Source organism: Micromonospora globbae, from assembly GCF_003610785.1.
GTDB lineage: Bacteria > Actinomycetota > Actinomycetes > Mycobacteriales > Micromonosporaceae > Micromonospora > Micromonospora globbae.
In genome coordinates this window covers 48,217-68,134 of the sequence record NZ_RAQQ01000012.1, presented here as the reverse complement: position 1 = coordinate 68,134, position 19,918 = coordinate 48,217, and the positions used below count along the sequence as shown (strand labels likewise).

The following is a 19,918-nucleotide window of genomic DNA, read 5'->3' as shown; positions in this document are numbered from 1 at the left end:
CCGGCTCGCACACCGGCGCCGACCGGATCAGGCGTGCCCCGGCCAGCCCGGCCGCAGGTTGGGCCAACCGGGAGGGTTGTGCACCGGCGGCGGGGCCGCCAGCACCACGGGAATCGGCACCACGGGCTCCTCGGGAGCCTCCACGGTCCGCTGCGAACCGTCGGGGAACCGCAGGTGGTAGCGGTCGCCGTCCCACACGCCGGCGGGTGCCTGCGGATCGCGACCCACGAAGAACGACCGGTACGCGGTGATCGCCTCGAGCAGCTCCCGCTCCTCCCGCGCCGTCCGTTCCCGGTCGGTCGCCTTGCGGTCCAGGCCGCGCAGCGACCCGTCCCGCAGCAGCGCCAGCCGGGTGGCCGCGAACTGGTAGCCGCGCATGGCCCGGACACCCGCGTCCCCGGCGACCCGGCGCGCCCAGGCGCGGGCCGCGTGCCGGCGGCCGAGGCTGCTGAGCGCCGCGACCTCGGGCGGGCTGAGCCAGCCGGCCCGGACGTAGTCGGGCAGCCGCCGTTCGGTGAGCCGTCCCTCCCACGCCCGCAGCCACAGCGCCAGCCCGACCATGCCGAAGAAGATCGGGACCATCACCCCGATGAAGCCGTACAGCATGATCACCGCCTGGCCGGTGACCTGGGTGAGCGTCGGCAGCAGGTTCCAGGTGCCGTGCAGCATCATGGCCAGCAGCAGGCCCGCGATCGGCGCCAGTACGCGCACCCGGCGGTCGGCAGTGCGGGCGGCGATGCCGAGCCCGACGCCGGTCATCGAGGTGAACAGCGGGTGGGCGAACCCGAACAGCAGGATCCGGACGATGAAGATGGCGATGACCTGCTGCGCCCCGGTCGCCGGCCCGAACCGCTCCGCACCGGACGCGAAGCCGTAGCCGCCCAGGTAGAGGATGTTCTCGACCATGGCGAAGCCGACCGCGGAAAGACCGCAGTAGACCAGCCCGTCGGTGATACCCGACCACTCCCGCCGCCGGAAGACCAGCAGCAGGATCGGCCCGAGCGCCTTGGTCAGCTCCTCGATGAACGGCGCCACCAGCACACCGGTCAGCGGGGCGGGGAGCCCCGCGTCGGCGAAGCGGCCGGCCGCGAAGTCGTTCACCGTCAGCGAGGCGGCCGTGGAGACGAAGGCGCCCCAGGTGAAGCAGAAGATCAGGTACTTCAGCGGTTCCGGCTCGTACCGGTCGAGCCAGAGGAAGCAGGCCACCAGCACCGGAACCGGCAGGATGGCGGCCACCACGCCGATCAGCAGCGCCTGGAGGCCGAGGCTCTCGCCCAGGGTGAAGACCATGAAGACCGCGCAGGCGGCGATGAGGAGCACCACCCCGGCGAGCACCAGGAACCGCCGCCAGCCCAGCCGGCGCAGCGGCATCCGCGGCGCGGCACCGGGTGGGGCGGACGGCACGGGCGGCGGCGCGCCGCCGGGCGGGGTGTCGGCCATGCGGTCAGCGTAGTCACCCCCGGCCGGCTGGTTCCCGGGCATCGGCGCCCGTTATGCTGCGGCAAGGTCACGAGCGCCAGCGTCAAGCCCCGGCTTGCTGGCCGGCAACCCTCGTCGAGTTCGCGGTGGGGTGCCCCGGGTGATGACCGGGCCCGGCCCGAACCGCGCGCCGGGCAAGCGCGGACCCCGTCCCGACGCCGCCCGGGGTCCCTGACCCCGGAGGTTCCGGCATGTCCGTCACCCTCGTGCCCCCGTCCGCCGCCCCGACGACCGTCGCGCCCGCCGCCGGGCCGCTCGACGTCCTCGGCGTACCGGGCGAGATCAACCTCGACTACGCGGCCACCGCGCCGTGCGCGCGGACCGCGGCCGACGCGGTCGCCGAGCTCCTGCCGTGGTACGCGAGCGTGCACCGCGGCGCCGGCGCGCTCTCCCGCCGCTGCACCCTCGCCTACGAGCGGGCCCGGCAGACGGTCGGCGACTTCTTCGGCGCCCGCGCCGACGACCACGTGATCTTCACCCGCAACACCACCGACGCGCTGAACCTGCTGGCCCGGTCGCTGCCCCCGGGCACCACGGTGGTCACGTTCGCCAGCGAACACCACGCGAACCTGCTGCCCTGGCCGCGCGGCTCGGTGCGGCTGCCGGTGCCGGCCGACGCGGGTGGGGCCGTGCGCGCGCTCGACGCGGCCCTCACGGAGCTGCGCCGGGCCGCGAACCCGGGCCTGCCGGTGCTGGTCGCGGTGACCGGGGCGAGCAACGTGACCGGCGAGCGCTGGCCGGTGTCCGAGCTGGCGCGGGTGGCCCGGCGGCACGGGGCACGGATCGCGCTGGACGCCGCGCAGCTCGCCCCGCACGCCCCGGTCGACCTGCTCGCGCTGGACGTCGACTACCTCGCCGTGTCCGGCCACAAGCTCTACGCCCCGTTCGGCGCCGGGGTCCTGATCGGGCGGGCCGACTGGCTCGACGCGGCCCCGCCGTACCTGGCCGGTGGCGGGGCCACCCAGCGCGTCGGCGCGGGCACCCACGAGGTCACCTGGGCCGTCGGACCGGCGCGGCACGAGGGAGGCACCCCGAACCTGCTCGGGGCCGTGGCGCTCGCCGCGGTCTGCGCGGCGCTCGCCGACGCCGACCGGGCCGCCCTGCACGAGCACGAGCAGCGTCTGCTGGCCCGGCTGCGAGACGGCATCGCCGCCCTGCCGCACGTGGTGGAGCTGCGCACCTTCGGGCCGGACGCGCCGCGCGTGGGCATCGTCTCGTTCGTGGTGGCCGGCCGGGACTCCGCGGAGGTGGCCGCCGAGCTGGCCCGGGAGCACGCCGTCGGGGTGCGGGACGGCCTGTTCTGCGCGCACCCGCTGGCCCGCCGGCTGCTCGCCGAGGCGGCCGCCCGGACGGGCCGGCGGGACCTTCCACCGACGGCGGTGCGGGCCAGCATCGGCCTGGGCAGCACCCGGGAACACGTGGACCGTCTGCTCGCGGCCCTCGCCACCCTCGTCTGAGGCAGGTCAGCCGACGGGAGGCGCGGTGGGCGGCTTCGTCCGGCCCTCGTCCGGTTCGGGCCGCTCACCCCGGGGCGTCTCCTGTTCGCCGAACGACTTCCGGATCAGCCGGTTCGCCTCCTCCTGCTCGATGCCGGAGGCCACCAGGAGGTCGCTGGCGGCGGTGCGGATCTGGGCGACGACCACGCTGCCGGAGAAGCCCACCCCGTGGCCGTACGCCCGGCCGGCCTCGCTCACGGCGCGCAGCGCCCGCTCCCGGGCCTGTTCCGGCTCGTCGCCCACGGAGAACTCGTGCCGGAGCAGGCGGACCGCCTCGGCGAGATGGGCCACGGCGTCCGGCATCGGGTCGGGGATCGGCTCCTCGTCCTCGATGAGGGTGACCGAGCGCCGGATGAGGGTGCCGCTGTTCCGCATCGCCCGGTCGATCGGCTCGGCCGCCTCCGCGTAGTGGGTGAGCTCGTTGCGGCGGTGCCAGCGGGCCGGCGACAGCGTGGCGGTCTCCTTCGCCCCCTCGATCGCCTCGTTCAACATCGCCAGCTCGCCCTGATTTCTGCGCAGCCGGTCCAGCGCCTGCTGCACGCGCTGCCGGTCGCGCGTACGCAGCCCCTCGGCGGCGGCGTCGAGCTGGTTGGCGAGCAGGTCCAGCGCCGGCCGGGCGGCGCGGTTGAGCACGCGCAGCGGGTTGAGCGGCAGCAGGATCGCGGTCACCAGCAGCGCGATCCCGCCGCCCAGGAAGGCGTCCACGAACCGGGGTATCTCCAGGTTCTGGGTGGACGGGGTCAGCGTCACGATCAGCACGGCGGTGGCCGCCGCCTGGATGACGATCGCCACGCTCGCCCCGGCGAAGATCGTGAGGATGATGGCCAGTGTGACCACCGCTCCGAGCTGCCACGCCCCGGTGCCGAGCACGTAGATGATCCCGTCGCCGACCGCCACGCCGACCGCCACCCCGACGATCAGCTCCACGGTCCGGCGGAAGCGCTGGCCGACCGAGGCGGCCAGGGTGCCGACCGCCGAGATCGGCGCGAAGACCGGCTGCGGGTTGTTCAGCAGCCGGTGCGACACCAGGTACGCGAGCGCGGCGGCGAGCCCGGCCTGCACGGCCAGTCCCGCGGCCATGCGGACCCGGTGCAGCCGGTCGTGCAGGGTCGCCTTGCTGATCTCCCGCGCCTGGCCCACCGCCTCGGCGATGCGCGCGCTGTCGACGTCGGTGAGCCCACGGCGCAGCTCCCGTGGGCGCACGCGCCACAGCCGTCTGCGCTCCCGGGCCTCCGCCATGCCGGCTACTACCCGAGTCACGCCGGGTGAATCCTCGGTCCCGCGGCGCGTCCGCCGATGCGGCAGACTCGGCGGGTGGCCGAGCTTCTGGACCGGTGGCGGGCGGCGGCCCGGGGCGCCGGGGCGACCCGCGAGACGGACCTGACCGGCACCGGGGAGGACCTGGTGCGCCGCTGGCGGGAGCCGCACCGGCACTACCACACGTGCGACCACCTGCGGGCGGTGCTGGACGTCGTCGACCGGTACGCCGACCTGGCCGGGCGGCCGGACCTGGTGCGGCTCGCCGCCTGGTACCACGACGCCGTCTACGACCCCCGGGCGGCGGGCGACGCCAACGAGCGGGACAGCGCGGCGCTCGCCGTGCGCGTCCTCACCGGTCTCGGGCTGTCGGGCGCCGCCGTGGACGAGGTCCGCCGGCTGGTGCTGCTCACCGCCGGGCACGTGGTCGGGCCCGGGGACGCCGACGGCGCCCTGCTCTGCGACGCCGACCTCGCCGTGCTGGCCGCGGCGCCCCCGGTGTACGACCGGTACGCGGCCGCGATCCGGCGGGAGTACGCGCACGTGCCCGACGCCGACTTCCGGGCCGGCCGGGCACGGGTGCTCACCGCCCTGCTCGCCCTGCCCGCGCTGTTCCGGACGCCGCCGCTCGCCGCCCGGTGGGAGCGGCCGGCCCGGGCGAACCTGCACCGCGAGTTGGCGGCGCTGACCGCGCCCGGCTGATCATTTGGTGCCACGGCACGCCGGCGCGGCCGACGACGGGTGACGGTGGCGGCCGGTCAGGGTCGTACGAGGTGCTTCGGGCGGCGCAGCCCGGCCTCCCGGAGCAGCCGGACCAGTTCCCGGCTGGGCACCACCCGCGCACCGAGCCAGACGGCCATCGCGAACCGCTCGGCGGGGATGTCGTAGTGGTCCCGGTCGAAGCCCCGGCGGGGAGCCCCGAGCGCCTCGGCGAACGCGTGCAGCTCGGCGTACGAGACGTCGCTGACCAGGTGGGACCAGAGCCGGCCCCGGGACGGCCAACCGGGGCGGTCCAGGTAGATCATGCCCACCACGCTAGCCCCGCCTGTGGATCATGTTGATGATCGGCTGCCGGCCACCTAGCCTCTGCACCATGGTTTCCCCCCTCCTCGACGACCTGCGTGCCGCGCTCGGCGAGAACGGCGTGCTGACCGACCCGGACCTGCTCCGGATGCACGAACGCGACGAGGCCGACCTCTGCGCCGCCGGCTCGCCACTGGTCGTGACCCGGCCGCGCAGCACCGAGGACGTGGTGGCCGTGGTGCGGGCCGCGGCCCGGCACGGCGTACCGGTCGTGCCGCAGGGCGCGCGCACCGGACTGGCCGGCGCGGCGAACGCCGTCGACGGCGCCGTGGTGATCAGCACCGTGGCGATGGACGAGATCCGGGAGATCGACCCGGTGAGCCGGATCGCCGTGGTGCAGCCCGGCGTCGTGAACGCCACCCTGGCGGCCGCCGTGGCGAAGCAGGGGCTGTGGTACCCGCCGGACCCGGGCTCCTGGGAGTCCTCCACCATCGGCGGCAACGTGGCCACCAACGCCGGTGGCATGTGCTGCGTGAAGTACGGCGTGACCACCGAGTACGTGCTCGGCCTGGAGGTGGTGCTCGCCTCGGGCGAGGTGCTGCGCACCGGGCGGCGCACCGCCAAGGGTGTCGCCGGCTACGACCTCACGCGGCTCTTCGTGGGCTCGGAGGGCACCCTCGGCGTGATCACCGAGGTGACCGTGGCGCTGCGGCCCGCCCCGGCGGAGTCGCTCACCCTCGTGGCGGTCTTCCCGTCCACCGCGGCGGCCGGCGCGGCGGTCGCCGAGATCGCCGCCCGCGGGCTCAGCCCGAGCCTGCTGGAACTGCTCGACCAGACCCACCTGCGGGCCATCGAGGCGTACCAGCCGATGGGCCTGCGTACGGACGCCGAGGCCCTGCTGCTGGCCGCCGCGGACACCGGCACCCGGGCCGCGGAGGACCTGGCCGCCCTCGCCGAGGTCTGCGAGTCGGCGGGCGCCGACGAGGTCTACGCGGCCACCGACGCCATCGAGGCGGCCGCCCTGCTCCAGGCCCGCCGGCTGGCCCACCCCGCCATGGAGAAGTTCGCGGCGGACGCCTACCCGGGCGGCAACGGCGGCCTGGTCATCGACGACGTGGCGGTGCCCCGCGGTGCGCTCGCCGCGCTGCTCGACGGGGTGTCCCGGATCGCGGCGGAGTGCGACGTGCCGATCGGCGTCGTGGGCCACGCCGGTGACGGCAACATGCACCCGAACATCGTCGTCGACCGCGCCGACCCGGCCAGCCTGGAGCGCGGCCGGCGGGCGTTCGACGAGATCATGCGACTCGGCCTCGACCTGGGCGGCACCTGCACTGGCGAGCACGGGGTGGGCCTGCTCAAGCGGGACTGGCTGGCCCGCGAGATCGGGCCGGTCGGCGTCCGCGTGCACCAGGCGATCAAGGCGGCGCTCGACCCGACCGGCCTGCTGAACCCCGGAAAGGTGCTCTAGAGCCTCAGCCGGTCAGCTCGGCCGGGGTGGCCTGGGTGAGCAGCAGGAGGATCTCACCCGCGATCTTCGGACGCTCGGCGCCGGGGCAGTCCTCGGAGGTGATCGGGCCGACGGCGGTGAGCAGGCTCGACGTCAACGCGTCGATGCAGGTGGCCCGGTACTGGCGGGCCTCGTCGGTCTCCCCGGCCAGCCCGGGGTCCGCGAGGAGCTGCTGCAACCGGCTCACCTGCTCCGGGGTGAGCGTGCCGGTCGAGTTCACCCCGTCGCCCGCGCAGTCGGTGCACTTCCACGTGCCGTCCCGCTCGACCCGGAGGGTCCGCAGTGGACCGGTCGTGCCGAGCTTCTGGAAGAGGCTGACCTGCCCCTCGCCGACGGTGGTCGGCGCGTCCGGACCCGGCAGCCCGGTGGCCGCCGGCGCCGGTGAGGCATCGGTGTCGTCAGTGGACGCGTGGACGAGGGTGCAGCCGGTCAGCGCGACGGCCAGCGCCGCGCCGAGGAGGGGAACGAGCAGACGGGAGGGGGAACGGGGTAGCACTTGCCGGAAGCTACAGGACCGTAGGTTGCCGCTGGTACCCCTACACCTCGGTAGCTTTCCGCGGATCCCCGTCGGCCCAGCCGCACCGGCCGGGGCGCGATCGGCACCGACCGACCGCGCCGGCCCGCCCGCCGGGTCGCGCCCGGCCCGCCGCCGTCGACGCCGGCTCAGCCCGAGGGCAGTTCGGCCGGGTCGCCGTCGCCGCCGCGGTCCGCGGCGAAACCGCGGACGTCCGGCGCGCCGAGCCGGGCCGCGTCCGCCGCCACGTCGTCCGGCATGAGCTGGGACTGGCGCTCCGCCTCGACCCGCGCCCGGTAGTGCGCCACCTCGCGGGCGCGCCGCGACGCGTCCCAGCCGAGCACCGCGCCCATCAGCTCCGCGGCGTGCTCCGCCGAGTCGACGCCCCGGTGGCTGGTCTCGAAGGAGATCCGGGTACGCCGCGTGAGCACGTCCTCCAGGTGCAGGGCGCCCTCCGCGCGGGCCGCGTAGGTGACCTCGGCCGCCAGGTACTCCGGTGCGCCGGCCAGCGGGGATGCGAGCAGCGGATCGGAGTCGATGAGCGCGAGCAGGTCCAGCGTGAGCGTGCCGTACCGCTCCAGCAGGTGCTCCACGACACCGACCGGCACGCCGTGCCGCCGGGCCAGGTCGGCCCGGTCCCGCCACATGGCGGCGTACCCGTCCGCGCCGAGCAGCGGCAGGTCGGCGGTACGGGACGGGCGTACCCCGCCGAGGCGGCGGGCGGCGCGGTCCACCACGTCCGAGGCCATCACCCGATACGTCGTGTACTTGCCGCCGGCCACGAGCAGCAGCCCGAGCATCGGTTCGACGACCGCGTGCTCGCGGGAGAGCTTCGAGGTCGAGTCCGCCTCGCCGGCCAGCAGCGGGCGCAGCCCCGCGTACACCCCCTCGATGTCGGCGGTGGTGAGCGGGCGGTCGAGCACCCCGTTGACCTGCTGGAGCAGGTACTCGATGTCGCGCGCCGACGCGGCCGGGTGCGAGCGGTCCAGCCGCCAGTCGGTGTCGGTGGTGCCGATGATCCAGTGGCCGCCCCACGGGATGACGAAGAGCACGCTGGTGGCGGTGCGCAGGATCAGCCCCGCCTCGCCGGTGATCGCCGAGCGCGGCACCACGAGGTGCACGCCCTTGGAGGCCCGCACCCGCATCCCGGGGCGCAGCCCCACGTCGTTGAGCATGCGCGACATGTCGTCGCTCCACACACCGGTGGCGGCGATCACCGTGCGCGCCCGCACCTCGAACTCCGCGTCCGGCGAACCGGGCGGGGCCTCCAGGTCCCGTACGCGGACGCCGGTCACCTCCCGCGCCTGCCGGATCAGGCCGACGGCCCGCGCGCTGCTCACGACGGTGGCGCCGAGACTGGCCGCCGTGCGGGCCAGGGTGACCACCAGCCGGGCGTCGTCGACCTGCCCGTCGTAGTAGCGGATCGCACCGGCGAGCGCGTCGGCCCGCAGGCTCGGGAAGATCCGCCGCGCGCCCTCGCGCGTCAGGTGCCGGTGCAGCGGCATCCCGCGGCCGCTGCCGAAGATGCCGGCGAAGACGTCGTACGTCGCCACGCCCGTGCCGTAGTACGAGCGGCGGAACACCCGCCTGGGCAGGTCGCGCAGCCCCCGGCCGGCGGGCAGCGGCACGAGGAACGGCACCGGCCGGACCAGGTGCGGCGCGAGCCGGGTGGCGAGGAGCCCGCGCTCGGTGAGCGCCTCGTGGACCAGGTGGAACTCCAGCTGCTCCAGGTAGCGGAGCCCGCCGTGGATGAGCTTGCTCGAACGGCTGGAGGTGCCGGCGGCGAAGTCGCGGGCCTCGACGAGCGCGACCTTGAGCCCGCGCGAGGCCGCGTCCAGCGCGGCGCCCGCGCCGGTGACCCCACCCCCGATCACCAGGACGTCGAACCGCTCGGCCCGCAGTTTGCGCAGGTCGTCGGCGCGGCGCTCGGGCGACAGCCGGCCGGCGACGGATCGGGACACGTTGGGGTCGCGCACCCGTCCACCGTAACCGCCAAGAACATCCGGCGGCACTCCGCACGGCCCGGGCGGGTCCCGGCGCGGTCCACAGGGCCGGGCACGAACGTCCCCGGGGCTGGTCCGACAGCCGTCGCGGCCCCGGGGACTCCCCCGGCACCCGCCGGTCGCCGGGGGTCGGGCGGTCCGTCGTACTGTTTCGCAATGCAGGCCGTACCCCCGGCGTGGGCCGGCGCCCGCCCGCCGCACCATCCTCCGTCCGGTCCCTGGCCCGTCGTCGCGGCCGTGCTCACCGGCTGCTGGACCGTCGCGGTCACCGTGCCCGGGCAGCTGGGCGGTTGGCTGGTCGACCAGGTGCTGCTCGGCTTCGGGCGGGACCGCGTGCCGTGGCTCTGGCCGGCGGCCGGCCTGCTCACGGTGGTGCTCGTCGGCACACCCGCCCTGCTGCTGGCCCTGCTCCCCCGCTCCGCAGCCGTCCGCGCCACCGGCCGCGCCTGGCTCGCCGCCGCGCTGGTGCTCGGCGTGTTCGGGCTGCTGCGGGCCGTCCCGCCGGTGCACCACGAGGCGTACCTCGCCGGGCTCGCCGCGACGGCCGCCGTGGCCGCGCTGGTGCTGCGCCGGGTCCTCCGCCGGCCGGTCGACCAGACGGTGGCGCCGGGGCCGGTCCCGGGCACGCCGGCGGCCGTCGAGGGCGGGTCACCGGTCGTACGCGCCGGCCGGCCGGACCCCGCCACGCTGCTGGCGATCGCCGCCGGGCTCGCCCTCCTGCTGCCCTGGGCGTGGCTGGGCGCGCTCGGCGGGCTGCTGGAGACGGTGCTCGCCGCGCTGGCCGCCGCCGCTGTCGGGGCGGTCGCCGGGGCGCTGCTGGGCACGACGTTCTGGTCCCGGTTCGCGGTCGGCGAACCGCCCCGACCGGCCCGCCTCGTGCTGGTGGGCGGCCTGGTCTCCGGTGTGGCGCTGCTGCTGCTCGCGGCCGGCTCAGGTCAGTCCGGGGCGCAACTGCCGGCCCTGCTCACCCTCCCCCCGACCGGTTTCGCGCTGGCCGCCCTGTACGCGGTGGCGCGCCGCCGGCGCCCCGCCGGCTCGGTGCCCACCGCACCGACCCGGTGGCTCGTCGGGTTCGCCGCGTTCGGGCCGCTGGCCTTCGCCGACCCGGAGGAGATCACCCTGCTGCTGGTGGGCAGCCGGGACGTGCCGTTCTGGGTGGCGGTCGCCGGCGGCGCCGGGCTCGGCGTGGCGCTGCTGCTCGCCGCCGCGTACGCCGTGCTGTTCGCACGCCGCGGCGCACGCGTGCCGAGCCGGCGGACGGCGGCCGTCTGCGCGGCGGTCCTGCTCGTGACGCTGGCCGCCGTGGATCTCGGGCCGGGCCAGCCTGGACTGCACGGCGAGCGGCTGTTCGTGGTGCTGCGGGAACAGGCCGACCTGACCGGGTTGCCGGCCGCCGCGCCGGGCCGGGCCGGCCGCGACGCGCGGGCCCGCGAGGTCTACCGCCGGCTCGTCGACACCGCCGACCGGACGCAGGCCGACCTGCGCCGGGAGTTGACCCGGCTGCGCCTGGACCCCGAGCCGTACTACCTCGTGAACGCGATCGAGGTGGACGGCGGGCCGGGGGTGCGGGCCTGGCTCGCCGGCCGGCCCGAGGTGGGCCGGGTGCTGGTGAGCCAGCGGCTGCGCCCGCTGCCCGCGCCCGCCGGCACGACCCGCGGCACGGACCCCGCGCCGACCGGTTCCGAGTGGAACATCCGGCGGATCGGCGCGGACCGCGTCTGGTCGCAGCTCGGGGTGACCGGCGCGGGCGTGGTCATCGGCAGCTCGGACTCCGGAGTGGACGGTCGCCACCCGGCGCTGGCCGGGGGCTTCCGGGGCGGTGACGACTCCTGGTACGACCCGTGGGACGGCACCCGCGTCCCGACCGACAGCGGCGGGCACGGTACGCACACGCTCGGCAGCGCGGTGGGGCGGGGCGGCATCGGGGTGGCACCCGGCGCACAGTGGGTGGGCTGCGTGAACCTGGACCGCAACCTCGGCAGCCCGGCGCACTACCTGGACTGCCTGCAGTTCATGCTGGCCCCGTTCCCGACCGGCGGCGACCCGTTCACCGACGGGCGTCCCGAGCGCGCGCCGGACATCCTCACCAACTCGTGGGGCTGCCCGGGCATCGAGGGCTGCGACGCGGGCGTGCTCCGGCCGGCCACCGCCGCGCTGGACGCCGCTGGCATCTTCGTGGTGGCCGCCGCGGGCAACACGGGCCCGTGGTGCGCCTCGATCGACGACCCGCCCGCGCCGTACCCGGACGTGCTGACCGTCGGCGCGGTGGACCAGCGGGACCGGGTGGCGGAGTTCTCGTCGCGGGGGCCGGTACCGGGCGGCGCGACCAAGCCGGACGTGCTGGCGCCCGGCGTCGGGGTGCGCTCGGCGATGCCCGGCGGCGGATACGGCACCCTGGACGGCACCTCGATGGCCACCCCGCAGGTGGCGGGCGTCGTGGCGCTCATGTGGTCGGCGAACCCGGCCCTCGTCGGTGACCCGGCCCGGACCCGGCAACTGCTGCGGGAGACCGCCACACCGGCCGAGCCCACCTACCGCTCGCGCGCCCCGGGGGACGCCTGCGGCGGTCCCGCGAACATCACGGGCGCGGGACTGGTGGACGCGTACGCGGCCGTCGAAGCCGCCCGCTGACGGTACGGGCAGGGCCATCCGGCGGTACCCGCGTCCGCGCTCTTGCGCCGACCCGTACCTCGTGATCTAGGGTCGGCGACCATGGAGATCGACATCGTCGACCTGACCCCCGAGCGGGCACCGGCCGTCGTACGGCTCGCCGAACGCGCGCTGGACCTGCCCGAGGACGCGGCCGAGGCGCACGCCATCGTGGACGCGCTGTGGACGCGCGCGGCCGCCGACCGGCCCGTGTTCACGCTCGGCGCGTACGACGGGGACGTGCTGGTCGGGGCGCTCGTCGGCTCGACGTCGGCGGCCGACCGGCGGCTCGGGCACGTCGATCTGGTCGCCGTGGCGCCCGAACACCGCCGGCAGGGCGCGGGACGGGCGCTGCTGACGGCCGCCGAGCGGCGGCTCGCCGGGCTGGGCGCCGCCGAGGTGCTGCTCGCGGGCAACCCGCCCTACTACGCGTGGCCGGGCATCGACGTCCGCTACACCCCGGCGGTCTGCGCGGCGCTCGCGCTGGGCTACCGGCAGGACCGGACCGCGTGGAACATGACGGCGGACCTGTCGTACGACGACTCGCCCGCCCTGCGGTCGACGGAGGCCGGGGAGCGCCGGCTCGCCGAGCAGGGCGTCACCGTACGTCGGGCGGAGCCGGCCGACCTGCCGGCGCTGGCCGCCTTCGCCCGTACGACCTTCGGCGGCGCCTGGGACGCCGAGCTGGCGGGTTCGCTGGGCCGGTCGGGGGCGGGCTGCCACCTGGCGGAGCGGGACGGCGAGGTGCTCGGGTTCGCGGCGTACGGCTCGTCCCGGCCGGGCTGGTTCGGGCCGATGGGCACCGCGCCGGCCGCGGAGGGCACCGGGATCGGTGGGGTGCTGCTGCGCCGCTGCCTGCGGGACCAGCGCGCGGCGGGGCACCGTTCGGCGCAGATCGGCTGGGTCGGGCCGGTGCCGTTCTACGCGCGCAGCGCGGGTGCCCGGATCGAGCGGGTCTTCTTCCTGTACCGGAAGACGCTGGAGGATCGATAAAAGGGCGAATAGGATATAGACCCCGATAACGCCGTTCGCCCGCAGGGGTCATCGACGCCCCCTACCGTTTCGGTAGAGGAGGCAGCCATGACCACGGACGACGACGAGACCGACGACGTCGCACCCGTCACCTGGAAGCCGGTCGGGGACCTCCCCGGCCATCTCCCGATCGACCGGCTGGACTACGGCGACGCCGAGCAGCTGGCCGAGATGACCGGCGCCCTCGACCCGGCGGCCGAGGAGCCGCTGGAGATGGTGGACGCGCCCGTCCAGCTCCGCGCCCCGTACGACCGCACCCACAAGCGGCGCAACCAGCGCCCGCTTCCGACCTGAGAACGAGGAACGGGGCGGACCGCGTCAGCGGCCCGCCCCGTTCCCGTTGCGATCGGCAGGACTCAGAAGTCCATGTCCCCGCCACCCGGGCCAGCCGGGGCGGCCGGGGTCTTCTCCGGCTTGTCCGCCACGACGGCCTCGGTGGTGAGGAACAGCGCCGCGATCGACGACGCGTTCTGCAGCGCCGAACGGGTCACCTTGGCCGGGTCGATGATGCCCGCGGCCAGCAGGTCCACGTACTCGCCGGTGGCGGCGTTGAGGCCGTGGCCCGCCTCCAGGTTGCGGACGTGCTCGACGACCACGCCGCCCTCGAGGCCGGCGTTGACGGCGATCTGCCGCAGCGGGGCGTCCAGCGCGATCTTGACGATCTGGGCGCCGGTCGCCTCGTCGCCGGTCAGGTCCAGCTTGTCGAAGGCGGTCTTGCCGGCCTGCACCAGCGCGACACCACCACCCGGGACGATGCCCTCCTCGACAGCGGCCTTCGCGTTGCGCACCGCGTCCTCGATCCGGTGCTTGCGCTCCTTGAGCTCCACCTCGGTCGCGGCACCGACCTTGATCACCGCAACACCGCCGGCCAGCTTGGCCAGACGCTCCTGCAGCTTCTCCCGGTCGTAGTCCGAGTCGCTCTTCTCGATCTCGGCCCGGATCTGGTTCACCCGGCCCTGGATCTGCTCCGCGTCACCGGCACCGTCGACGATCGTCGTCTCGTCCTTGGTCACCACGACCTTGCGGGCGCGGCCCAGCATGTCGAGGCCGACGGCGTCGAGCTTGAGGCCGACCTCCTCGCTGATGACCTGGCCACCGGTGAGGATGGCGATGTCGGTGAGCATGGCCTTGCGGCGGTCACCGAAGCCCGGCGCCTTGACGGCGACCGACTTGAAGGTGCCGCGCACCTTGTTGACCACCAGGGTGGCCAGGGCCTCGCCCTCCAGGTCCTCGGCGATGATCAGCAGCGGCTTGCCCGACTGCATGACCTTCTCCAGGATCGGGAGCAGGTCCTTCACCGACGAGATCTTGCTGTTGACGATCAGGATGTAGGGGTCGTCGAAGACGGCCTCCATACGCTCCGGGTCGGTCATGAAGTACGCGGAGATGTAGCCCTTGTCGAAGCGCATACCCTCGGTGAGCTCCAGCTCCAGGCCGAAGGTGTTGCTCTCCTCGACGGTGATGACGCCTTCCTTGCCGACCTTGTCCATCGCCTCGGCGATGATCTCGCCGACGCTGGTGTCACCAGCCGAGATGGACGCCGTGGAGGCGATCTGCTCCTTGGTCTCCACGTCCTTGGCGAGCTTCAGCAGCTCCTCCGAGACACTGGCCACAGCGGCCTCGATGCCCCGCTTCAGGGCCATCGGGTTCGCACCCGCGGCCACGTTACGCAGACCCTCACGCACCAGAGCCTGAGCCAGGACGGTCGCCGTCGTCGTGCCGTCACCGGCCACGTCGTCGGTCTTCTTCGCGACCTCCTTGACCAGCTCAGCACCGATCTTCTCGTACGGGTCCTCGAGCTCGATCTCCTTGGCGATGCTCACACCATCGTTCGTGATGGTGGGCGCACCCCACTTCTTCTCGAGCACGACGTTGCGGCCCTTCGGGCCGAGGGTCACCTTCACGGCGTCGGCGAGCTGGTTCATGCCCCGCTCGAGGCCGCGGCGCGCCTCTTCGTCGAACGCGATCATCTTGGCCATACGGCGTTGTCCTCCTGGACACTCACGGGCCACCCGAGTGTGTGTCCCGGATGGGCCGCCTGGTGTACGCACCTTGGCGACGTCGCCCTCCTGACGGCGACGACGTCTCCTCGGCCGGGCCGGATAGCCCGCGACGACCGGCCACGTGCCCCACCGGCGGCTTGTCCCGCCGGCGCGGCCGCGGCCCCACCGCCCCGACCTTGGCACTCACGGGGTGCGAGTGCCAATGACTTGTTTAGCACTCTCCCTAGCCGAGTGCAAGCACGGTCGGCCCCTCAGCCGAGTTCGGCGACCAGCCCGGCGCTGTTCACCGGCCCTTCGTGGGCGCGTTGTTCGGCGTACGTCACCACGAGCCCCACCAGCGGCACGACCTGGAGGGGCAGCGCCAGCAGCCCGGTGACGGCCAACACCGCCACCACCCCGACCGCCGTGCCCGCGGCGCCCAGCGGGTCGGTGCCGAACGGCGCCGTGAGAGCACCCTGCACGGCACCGAAGACCGCCCCGCCGACGATGGCGATGCCTGCCACCAGCGCCACGCGCCCGAGGACCATCCCGAACCGCTGGTGGAACATCCCGAACGCCCGACCGATGGGGTTCTGCCGTTCGAACAGGTAGACCGGGCCGGCCAGGCTCAGCGCGAACGCGAGGTAGATCCCGGGGAGGACGCAGAAGCAGATGCCCAACCCGATGATCACGCCCATCAGCAGCGTCCAGCCCCAGAGGCCGAGCGCGCGGCGCAGGCCGTAGCGCAGGGCCGAGCCGAGGTCGGCCGGCTGCCCGGCCGCCTGACGCGCCATCACCCACGTCCCGGCCGCCCAGCCCACGCACTGCACGAGCCCGATCAGCACGCTGCCGCCGATCGACACGAGCAGAACGGTGACCATGTCCTGGAAGAAGTTCTCCGGCAGCGCGGCGGGGTCCTGGGCGGTCGAGACCTCCCACCGCGCCGTCGGGTCGACGCCGAGCGTGAGCACCGACAGCACCACCGCGGGGAGCACCTGGGTCACGAGGAGGAGTGGCAGCAGCACCCGCCAGCCGCGACGTACGGCGCCCACGCACCGTTCGAACCAGCCTCCGATCCCCGCGCCGGGCGGGGTCACGAGGGGGTCGGCCGGGTCGACACCCGGCGGGTACCAGCCGGTCGCGTACCCCCAGTGCTGGCCCGGGTACGGCGTCGGGCCCGGGTAGCCGCCGCCGGGTTGCGGTCCTCCGGGAGGTCCCCATCCCGGCGGCGGCGGCGACGGTGGCGCGCCCCAGCCGGGCTGAGTGCCGTAGGGGCCCGGCGCGGCGGGGTCCCAGGCGGGCTGGCCCGCGGACGGGCCCCGCGCCGCGGGGTCCCAGGCAGGGTGAGTGCCGTACGCGCCTTGCGCGGTCGGATCCCAGGCAGGTTGAGCGCCGTACGCGCCTTGCGCGGTCGGATCCCAGGCGGGCTGAGCGCCGTACGCGCCCGGCGCGGTCGGATCCCAGGCCGGTGGCGTTGCGGACGGACCCCAGGGCGCGGCCGGGCCTCCGGCGGGCGGAGTGGCCGACGGCGGGCCGGGCGGCACCGCCTGGCCCGGCTGCCCGGGTTGCGGCACGGGCTGGGCCGGACCCGGCTGGCCCGGCGGGCCGAGCTGCGGACCCGGCAGGTCGGCCTGCCCAGGCTGCGGACCCGGCAGGCCCGTCTGCCCAGGCTGCGCGCCCGGCTGGCCCGGCTGCGGAGCGGGCTGGCCGGGATGCGGGGCGTACGGGTCGGGCTCGCCCGGAGGTGGGGCGGCCGGGGGTGGCAGGTCGGACATGAACCCTCCTCAGCGACGCGGGACCGGTCCATGATCTTCCCGGCCGCGCGACCGCCGCGCAGCCCCACCCGTGCCGCCGGCGCACCATCCGCGCCGCCGCCCGTCCGAGGGCGACGCTCACGCCCTGCCGTCCGGCGAACGGTTTCCGGCGGCCGGGGCCGCCGACCTCACCGCGCGCCGGGGCCGCCGACCTCACCGCGCGCCGGGGCGGCCGACCTCGGCGAGCGTCGGGGTGGCCGACCTCGCCGAGCGCCAGGGCCGTCGACCTTCGCGAGCGCCGGGGTGGCCGACCTCGCCGGGCTGGGGACTCCGGGGTGGCCAGCACGTCGCCGTCACCACCGGGTTGACCGGCGGCCGGAGGGCTCACGGGCGCGGTCCGGACCGGGCGCTGCCGTGCTCGGCGCGCCCGGCCGGTCGGTGCCGGTGACCGTACGCGGACGGAACCGCTCAGGCGATGACGCGCACCCGCTCCGCCTGGGGGCCCTTCTGCCCCTGGGCGATCTCGAACTCGACCCGCTGGCCGTCGTCCAGCGCCTTGTAGCCGTCCATCTCGATCGCGGAGAAGTGGACGAAGACGTCCTGCCCGCCGTCGACGGCGATGAAGCCGTAGCCCTTCTCGGCGTTGAACCACTTCACGGTGCCCTGTGCCACGGTGCACTTCCTCACTCTGCGCGGCGTTTCCTACCCCGGGCGCCCGGGCACGGCCGAGCGCTCGGAAACCACCGTTTCCGCGATCGGCGACGGCCGCTGAACCGGTGACCGAAATCGCACGCTACACGAGGTGTGACGGCGGCGCACGACCACAAATCGGGCATATCCCGCCGATGAACGGCGAGTGCGAATCGTCGGTCGTCGCTGTGGTAGGCATGCGGGCATGACGAGCGCCCCGGGCAGCCCGGAACCGAGCCGCCCCGAGGTCCGCCGGGTGCGGCCGGAGGACGCGGCCCGGATGCGGGCGCTGCGGCTGGAGATGCTCGCCGACGCGCCGCTCGCCTTCCTGGAGACCATCGCCGACGCGGCGGCCCGGCCCCACGCCGAGTACGCCGCCCGGACCGCGGCCACCTCCGCCGGCGCGGCGATCGCGCAGTTCGTCGCCGACCCCGGCGGCCGGTTCGTGGGGCACGCGGGCGGGACGGTCAGCCCGTCCGAGCCGGGTCTCACGGTCGTCTACGCCGTCTACGTCACGCCGGCCTGGCGGGGCAGTGGGGTGCTCGCCGACCTGGTGGACGCCGTGGCCGCCTGGTCGCGGGCCTGCGGGCGGCCCGAGCTGATGATGGAGGTCGTGGTCGGCAACGACCGGGCCTACCGCGCGTACCAGCGGCTGGGCTTCGTCGACACGGGCGTGCGGGTGCCGCACCCCACCGTCCCGGTCCTGACCGAGCTGCAGATGCGGCGCCCCGCCTGAACGCCCGGCAGGCCCGTCCGAGCCCGCCCAGCCGTCCGTCACGAAGGGGCCCGTCCGCCACGGATGCGCGGCGGAGGGGCCCCTTCCCGCACGTCAGGCGTGGCGACGGGACTGGACGATGCGGAACCGGTTGGCGACGTACGCGCCGTCGGTGAGCGCCGCGTTCGCCGCCGCGTTGGCGCCGCTGCCGTGGAAGTCGGAGAACGCGGCCGACTGGTTCACGAACACCCCGCCGGTCAGGTTGCAGGACAGGTGCACCCCGACCTCGACGGCCACGTTCTCGGCGGCGTCGAGGACGGCCTCGTCGGTCGAGTAGACGCTCGCGGTCAGCGCGCCCTTCTCACCCACCGTCCGGCGCATGATCTCCAGGCTGTGCGCCGTGGAGTCGGTGGGGATGACGAACGAGATCGGCCCGAACCACTCCCGGCCGTAGGTGGCGGTGTCGTCCGCCGAGACCTTGACCACGGTCGGGGTGCGGACGACGGCGCCGGGGAAGGACGGGTGCGCGACCGTACGCGACTCCAGCACCGGCTCGCCGACCTTGGTGACCTCGTCGAGCCGCTCCAGCACGCCGTCGTTCACGATCGCCCCGGTGAACTCCACCCCGCGGGCGGGGTCGGCCGTCAGCTTGGCGATCGCCGTGGCGATGCCCTCGGCCACCTCGTCGAAGCTCTTGTGGCCCTGGTCGGTCTCGATGCCGCCGGCCGGGATCAGGATGTTCTGCGAGGTGGTGCACATCTGGCCGCTGTAGAGCGTCAGCGTGAAGCCGAGGTTGCGGCACATGCCCGCGAAGTCGTCGGTGGAGTCGATCACCACCGTGTTCAGGCCCGCCTTCTCGGTGTAGACGGACGCCTGCCGGGCGTTCGCCTCCAGCCAGTCGCCGTACTCGGTCGAGCCCGTGAAGTCCACGATCTTGACGGCCGGGTGCAGGGCCAGTGTGGAGGCGAGCTTCTCCCCCGGCGCCTCGGCGGCGAGCAGCACGAGGTTCGGGTCGAAGCCGGCCTCGGCGAGCACCTCCCGGGCGTACCGGACGGTGACGGCCAGGGGCAGCACGGCGCGCGGGTGCGGCTTGACGATCACCGGGTTACCGGTGGCCAGCGACGCGAAGAGGCCCGGGTAGGAGTTCCAGGTCGGGAACGTGTTGCAGCCGATGACGAGGGCGACACCGCGCGGCACCACGTGGAAGGTCTTGGTCATCCGCAGCGGGTCGCCCTTGCCGGCGGCCTTCTCCCAGCCGGCCGTCCCCGGGTGCCGGGTCATCTCGGCGTACGCGTAGGCGAGCGACTCCAGCGCGCGGTCCAGCGCGTGCGCGCCGCCGGCCTGGAAGGCCATCACGAAGGCCTGGCCGCTGGTGAACTGCACCGCGTTGGCCAGTTCGAAGATGTGCTTGTGCAGCCGGTCGAGGATCTCCAGGCAGACCCCGACCCGGGCCTGCGGGCCGGCGTCGCGCCAGGCGGGCAGCGCCGCGCTGGCGGCGGCCACCAGCTCGTCGGCCCCGGCGTGGGGGTAGCGCACGCCCAGCTCCACGCCGAACGGGCTCGTCTCGGTCGCGACCCGGTCGCCGGCGCCCGGCTGGTCGAGGGGGAAGTCGCCGTTCAGGTACGCCTCGAAGGCGGCCTTGCCCTCGGCGGCGGCGGTCTCGCCGTACACCCGGGGGCTGGGTGACTCGGGGTAGGCGGACCAGTACCCGCGCTCGGAGATCGCGGTCAGCGCGCGGGTGAGGGTGTCGACGTGCCGGTCGTAGAGGGGGTGCGGGGTCTCCGTCATGCCCGCCATCATGCAACAGGAAGCACCAA

The 19,918-nt window shown here is 75.0% G+C and carries 16 protein-coding genes and 1 riboswitch; of the genes, 7 read left to right on the top strand and 9 right to left on the bottom strand.

What is annotated here, in order from left to right; translation table 11 throughout:
• Nucleotides 1-27: 27 nt before the first annotated feature.
• Nucleotides 28-1,482: a PrsW family intramembrane metalloprotease gene (locus tag D7I43_RS17640; protein WP_120329621.1), complete on the bottom strand. Its 1,455-nt coding sequence runs from the start codon at nt 1,480-1,482 to the stop codon at nt 28-30.
• 23 nt (nt 1,483-1,505) lie between these two features.
• A riboswitch (SAM riboswitch) is annotated at nt 1,506-1,626 on the top strand.
• A 44-nt stretch (nt 1,627-1,670) separates the two neighbouring features.
• Between D7I43_RS17640 and D7I43_RS17635 the strand changes: the two genes are divergently transcribed.
• Nucleotides 1,671-2,936 carry an aminotransferase class V-fold PLP-dependent enzyme gene (locus D7I43_RS17635; RefSeq protein WP_120329620.1) on the top strand — a complete coding sequence of 422 codons (1,266 nt, stop codon included), beginning with the start codon at nt 1,671-1,673 and terminating at the stop codon, nt 2,934-2,936.
• A gap of 6 nt (nt 2,937-2,942) precedes the next feature.
• On the opposite strand, the gene D7I43_RS17630 is transcribed toward D7I43_RS17635, so the two are convergent.
• Nucleotides 2,943-4,214, bottom strand: a complete 1,272-nt coding sequence (locus tag D7I43_RS17630; RefSeq protein ID WP_120329619.1) for an FUSC family protein — start codon at nt 4,212-4,214, stop codon at nt 2,943-2,945.
• A gap of 75 nt (nt 4,215-4,289) precedes the next feature.
• Between D7I43_RS17630 and D7I43_RS17625 the strand changes: the two genes are divergently transcribed.
• Nucleotides 4,290-4,934: an HD domain-containing protein gene (locus D7I43_RS17625; RefSeq protein ID WP_192902182.1), complete on the top strand. Its 645-nt coding sequence runs from the start codon at nt 4,290-4,292 to the stop codon at nt 4,932-4,934.
• 56 nt (nt 4,935-4,990) lie between these two features.
• Here D7I43_RS17625 and D7I43_RS17620 read toward each other — a convergent pair whose 3' ends face one another.
• Nucleotides 4,991-5,257 (bottom strand): DUF4031 domain-containing protein, encoded by a 267-nt coding sequence (locus D7I43_RS17620; RefSeq protein WP_120329617.1) that lies wholly within the window; start codon nt 5,255-5,257, stop codon nt 4,991-4,993.
• A 68-nt stretch (nt 5,258-5,325) separates the two neighbouring features.
• Here D7I43_RS17620 and D7I43_RS17615 point away from each other — a divergent pair, with 68 nt between their 5' ends.
• On the top strand, nt 5,326-6,723 hold the full coding sequence (locus D7I43_RS17615; protein WP_120329616.1) for an FAD-binding oxidoreductase: 1,398 nt from the start codon (nt 5,326-5,328) through the stop codon (nt 6,721-6,723).
• Between the two features lie 4 nt (nt 6,724-6,727).
• On the opposite strand, the gene D7I43_RS17610 is transcribed toward D7I43_RS17615, so the two are convergent.
• Nucleotides 6,728-7,258: a hypothetical protein gene (locus tag D7I43_RS17610; RefSeq protein WP_120329615.1), complete on the bottom strand. Its 531-nt coding sequence runs from the start codon at nt 7,256-7,258 to the stop codon at nt 6,728-6,730.
• A 167-nt stretch (nt 7,259-7,425) separates the two neighbouring features.
• Nucleotides 7,426-9,237 carry a glycerol-3-phosphate dehydrogenase/oxidase gene (locus D7I43_RS17605; protein ID WP_120329749.1) on the bottom strand — a complete coding sequence of 604 codons (1,812 nt, stop codon included), beginning with the start codon at nt 9,235-9,237 and terminating at the stop codon, nt 7,426-7,428.
• Between the two features lie 198 nt (nt 9,238-9,435).
• Between D7I43_RS17605 and D7I43_RS17600 the strand changes: the two genes are divergently transcribed.
• The 3 genes from D7I43_RS17600 to D7I43_RS17590 all read left to right on the top strand — a co-directional run bounded on the left by D7I43_RS17600 (nt 9,436) and on the right by D7I43_RS17590 (nt 13,254).
• The gene (locus D7I43_RS17600; protein WP_120329614.1) at nt 9,436-11,910 is read left to right on the top strand and encodes a S8 family serine peptidase; all 2,475 of its coding nucleotides are present in this window, start codon (nt 9,436-9,438) and stop codon (nt 11,908-11,910) included.
• Between the two features lie 81 nt (nt 11,911-11,991).
• On the top strand, nt 11,992-12,921 hold the full coding sequence (locus D7I43_RS17595; RefSeq protein WP_120329613.1) for a GNAT family N-acetyltransferase: 930 nt from the start codon (nt 11,992-11,994) through the stop codon (nt 12,919-12,921).
• A gap of 87 nt (nt 12,922-13,008) precedes the next feature.
• The gene (locus D7I43_RS17590; protein ID WP_120329612.1) at nt 13,009-13,254 is read left to right on the top strand and encodes a hypothetical protein; all 246 of its coding nucleotides are present in this window, start codon (nt 13,009-13,011) and stop codon (nt 13,252-13,254) included.
• Nucleotides 13,255-13,316: 62 nt separating this feature from the next.
• Here the strand turns inward: D7I43_RS17590 and groL are convergent, their stop codons facing one another.
• The 3 genes from groL to D7I43_RS17575 all read right to left on the bottom strand — a co-directional run bounded on the left by groL (nt 13,317) and on the right by D7I43_RS17575 (nt 17,368).
• Nucleotides 13,317-14,939, bottom strand: coding sequence for a chaperonin GroEL (groL, locus tag D7I43_RS17585; RefSeq protein ID WP_120329611.1), 1,623 nt, complete (start codon nt 14,937-14,939; stop codon nt 13,317-13,319).
• Between the two features lie 275 nt (nt 14,940-15,214).
• On the bottom strand, nt 15,215-15,994 hold the full coding sequence (locus D7I43_RS33240; protein ID WP_204985231.1) for a hypothetical protein: 780 nt from the start codon (nt 15,992-15,994) through the stop codon (nt 15,215-15,217).
• 1,170 nt (nt 15,995-17,164) lie between these two features.
• On the bottom strand, nt 17,165-17,368 hold the full coding sequence (locus D7I43_RS17575; protein ID WP_013288855.1) for a cold-shock protein: 204 nt from the start codon (nt 17,366-17,368) through the stop codon (nt 17,165-17,167).
• Between the two features lie 223 nt (nt 17,369-17,591).
• Here D7I43_RS17575 and D7I43_RS17570 point away from each other — a divergent pair, with 223 nt between their 5' ends.
• A complete protein-coding gene (locus D7I43_RS17570) occupies nt 17,592-18,122 on the top strand; it encodes a GNAT family N-acetyltransferase (RefSeq protein WP_120329610.1) in 531 nt (176 codons plus the stop codon).
• 93 nt (nt 18,123-18,215) lie between these two features.
• Here D7I43_RS17570 and paaN read toward each other — a convergent pair whose 3' ends face one another.
• A complete protein-coding gene (paaN, locus tag D7I43_RS17565; protein ID WP_192902181.1) occupies nt 18,216-19,889 on the bottom strand; it encodes a phenylacetic acid degradation protein PaaN in 1,674 nt (557 codons plus the stop codon).
• Nucleotides 19,890-19,918: the final 29 nt, after the last annotated feature.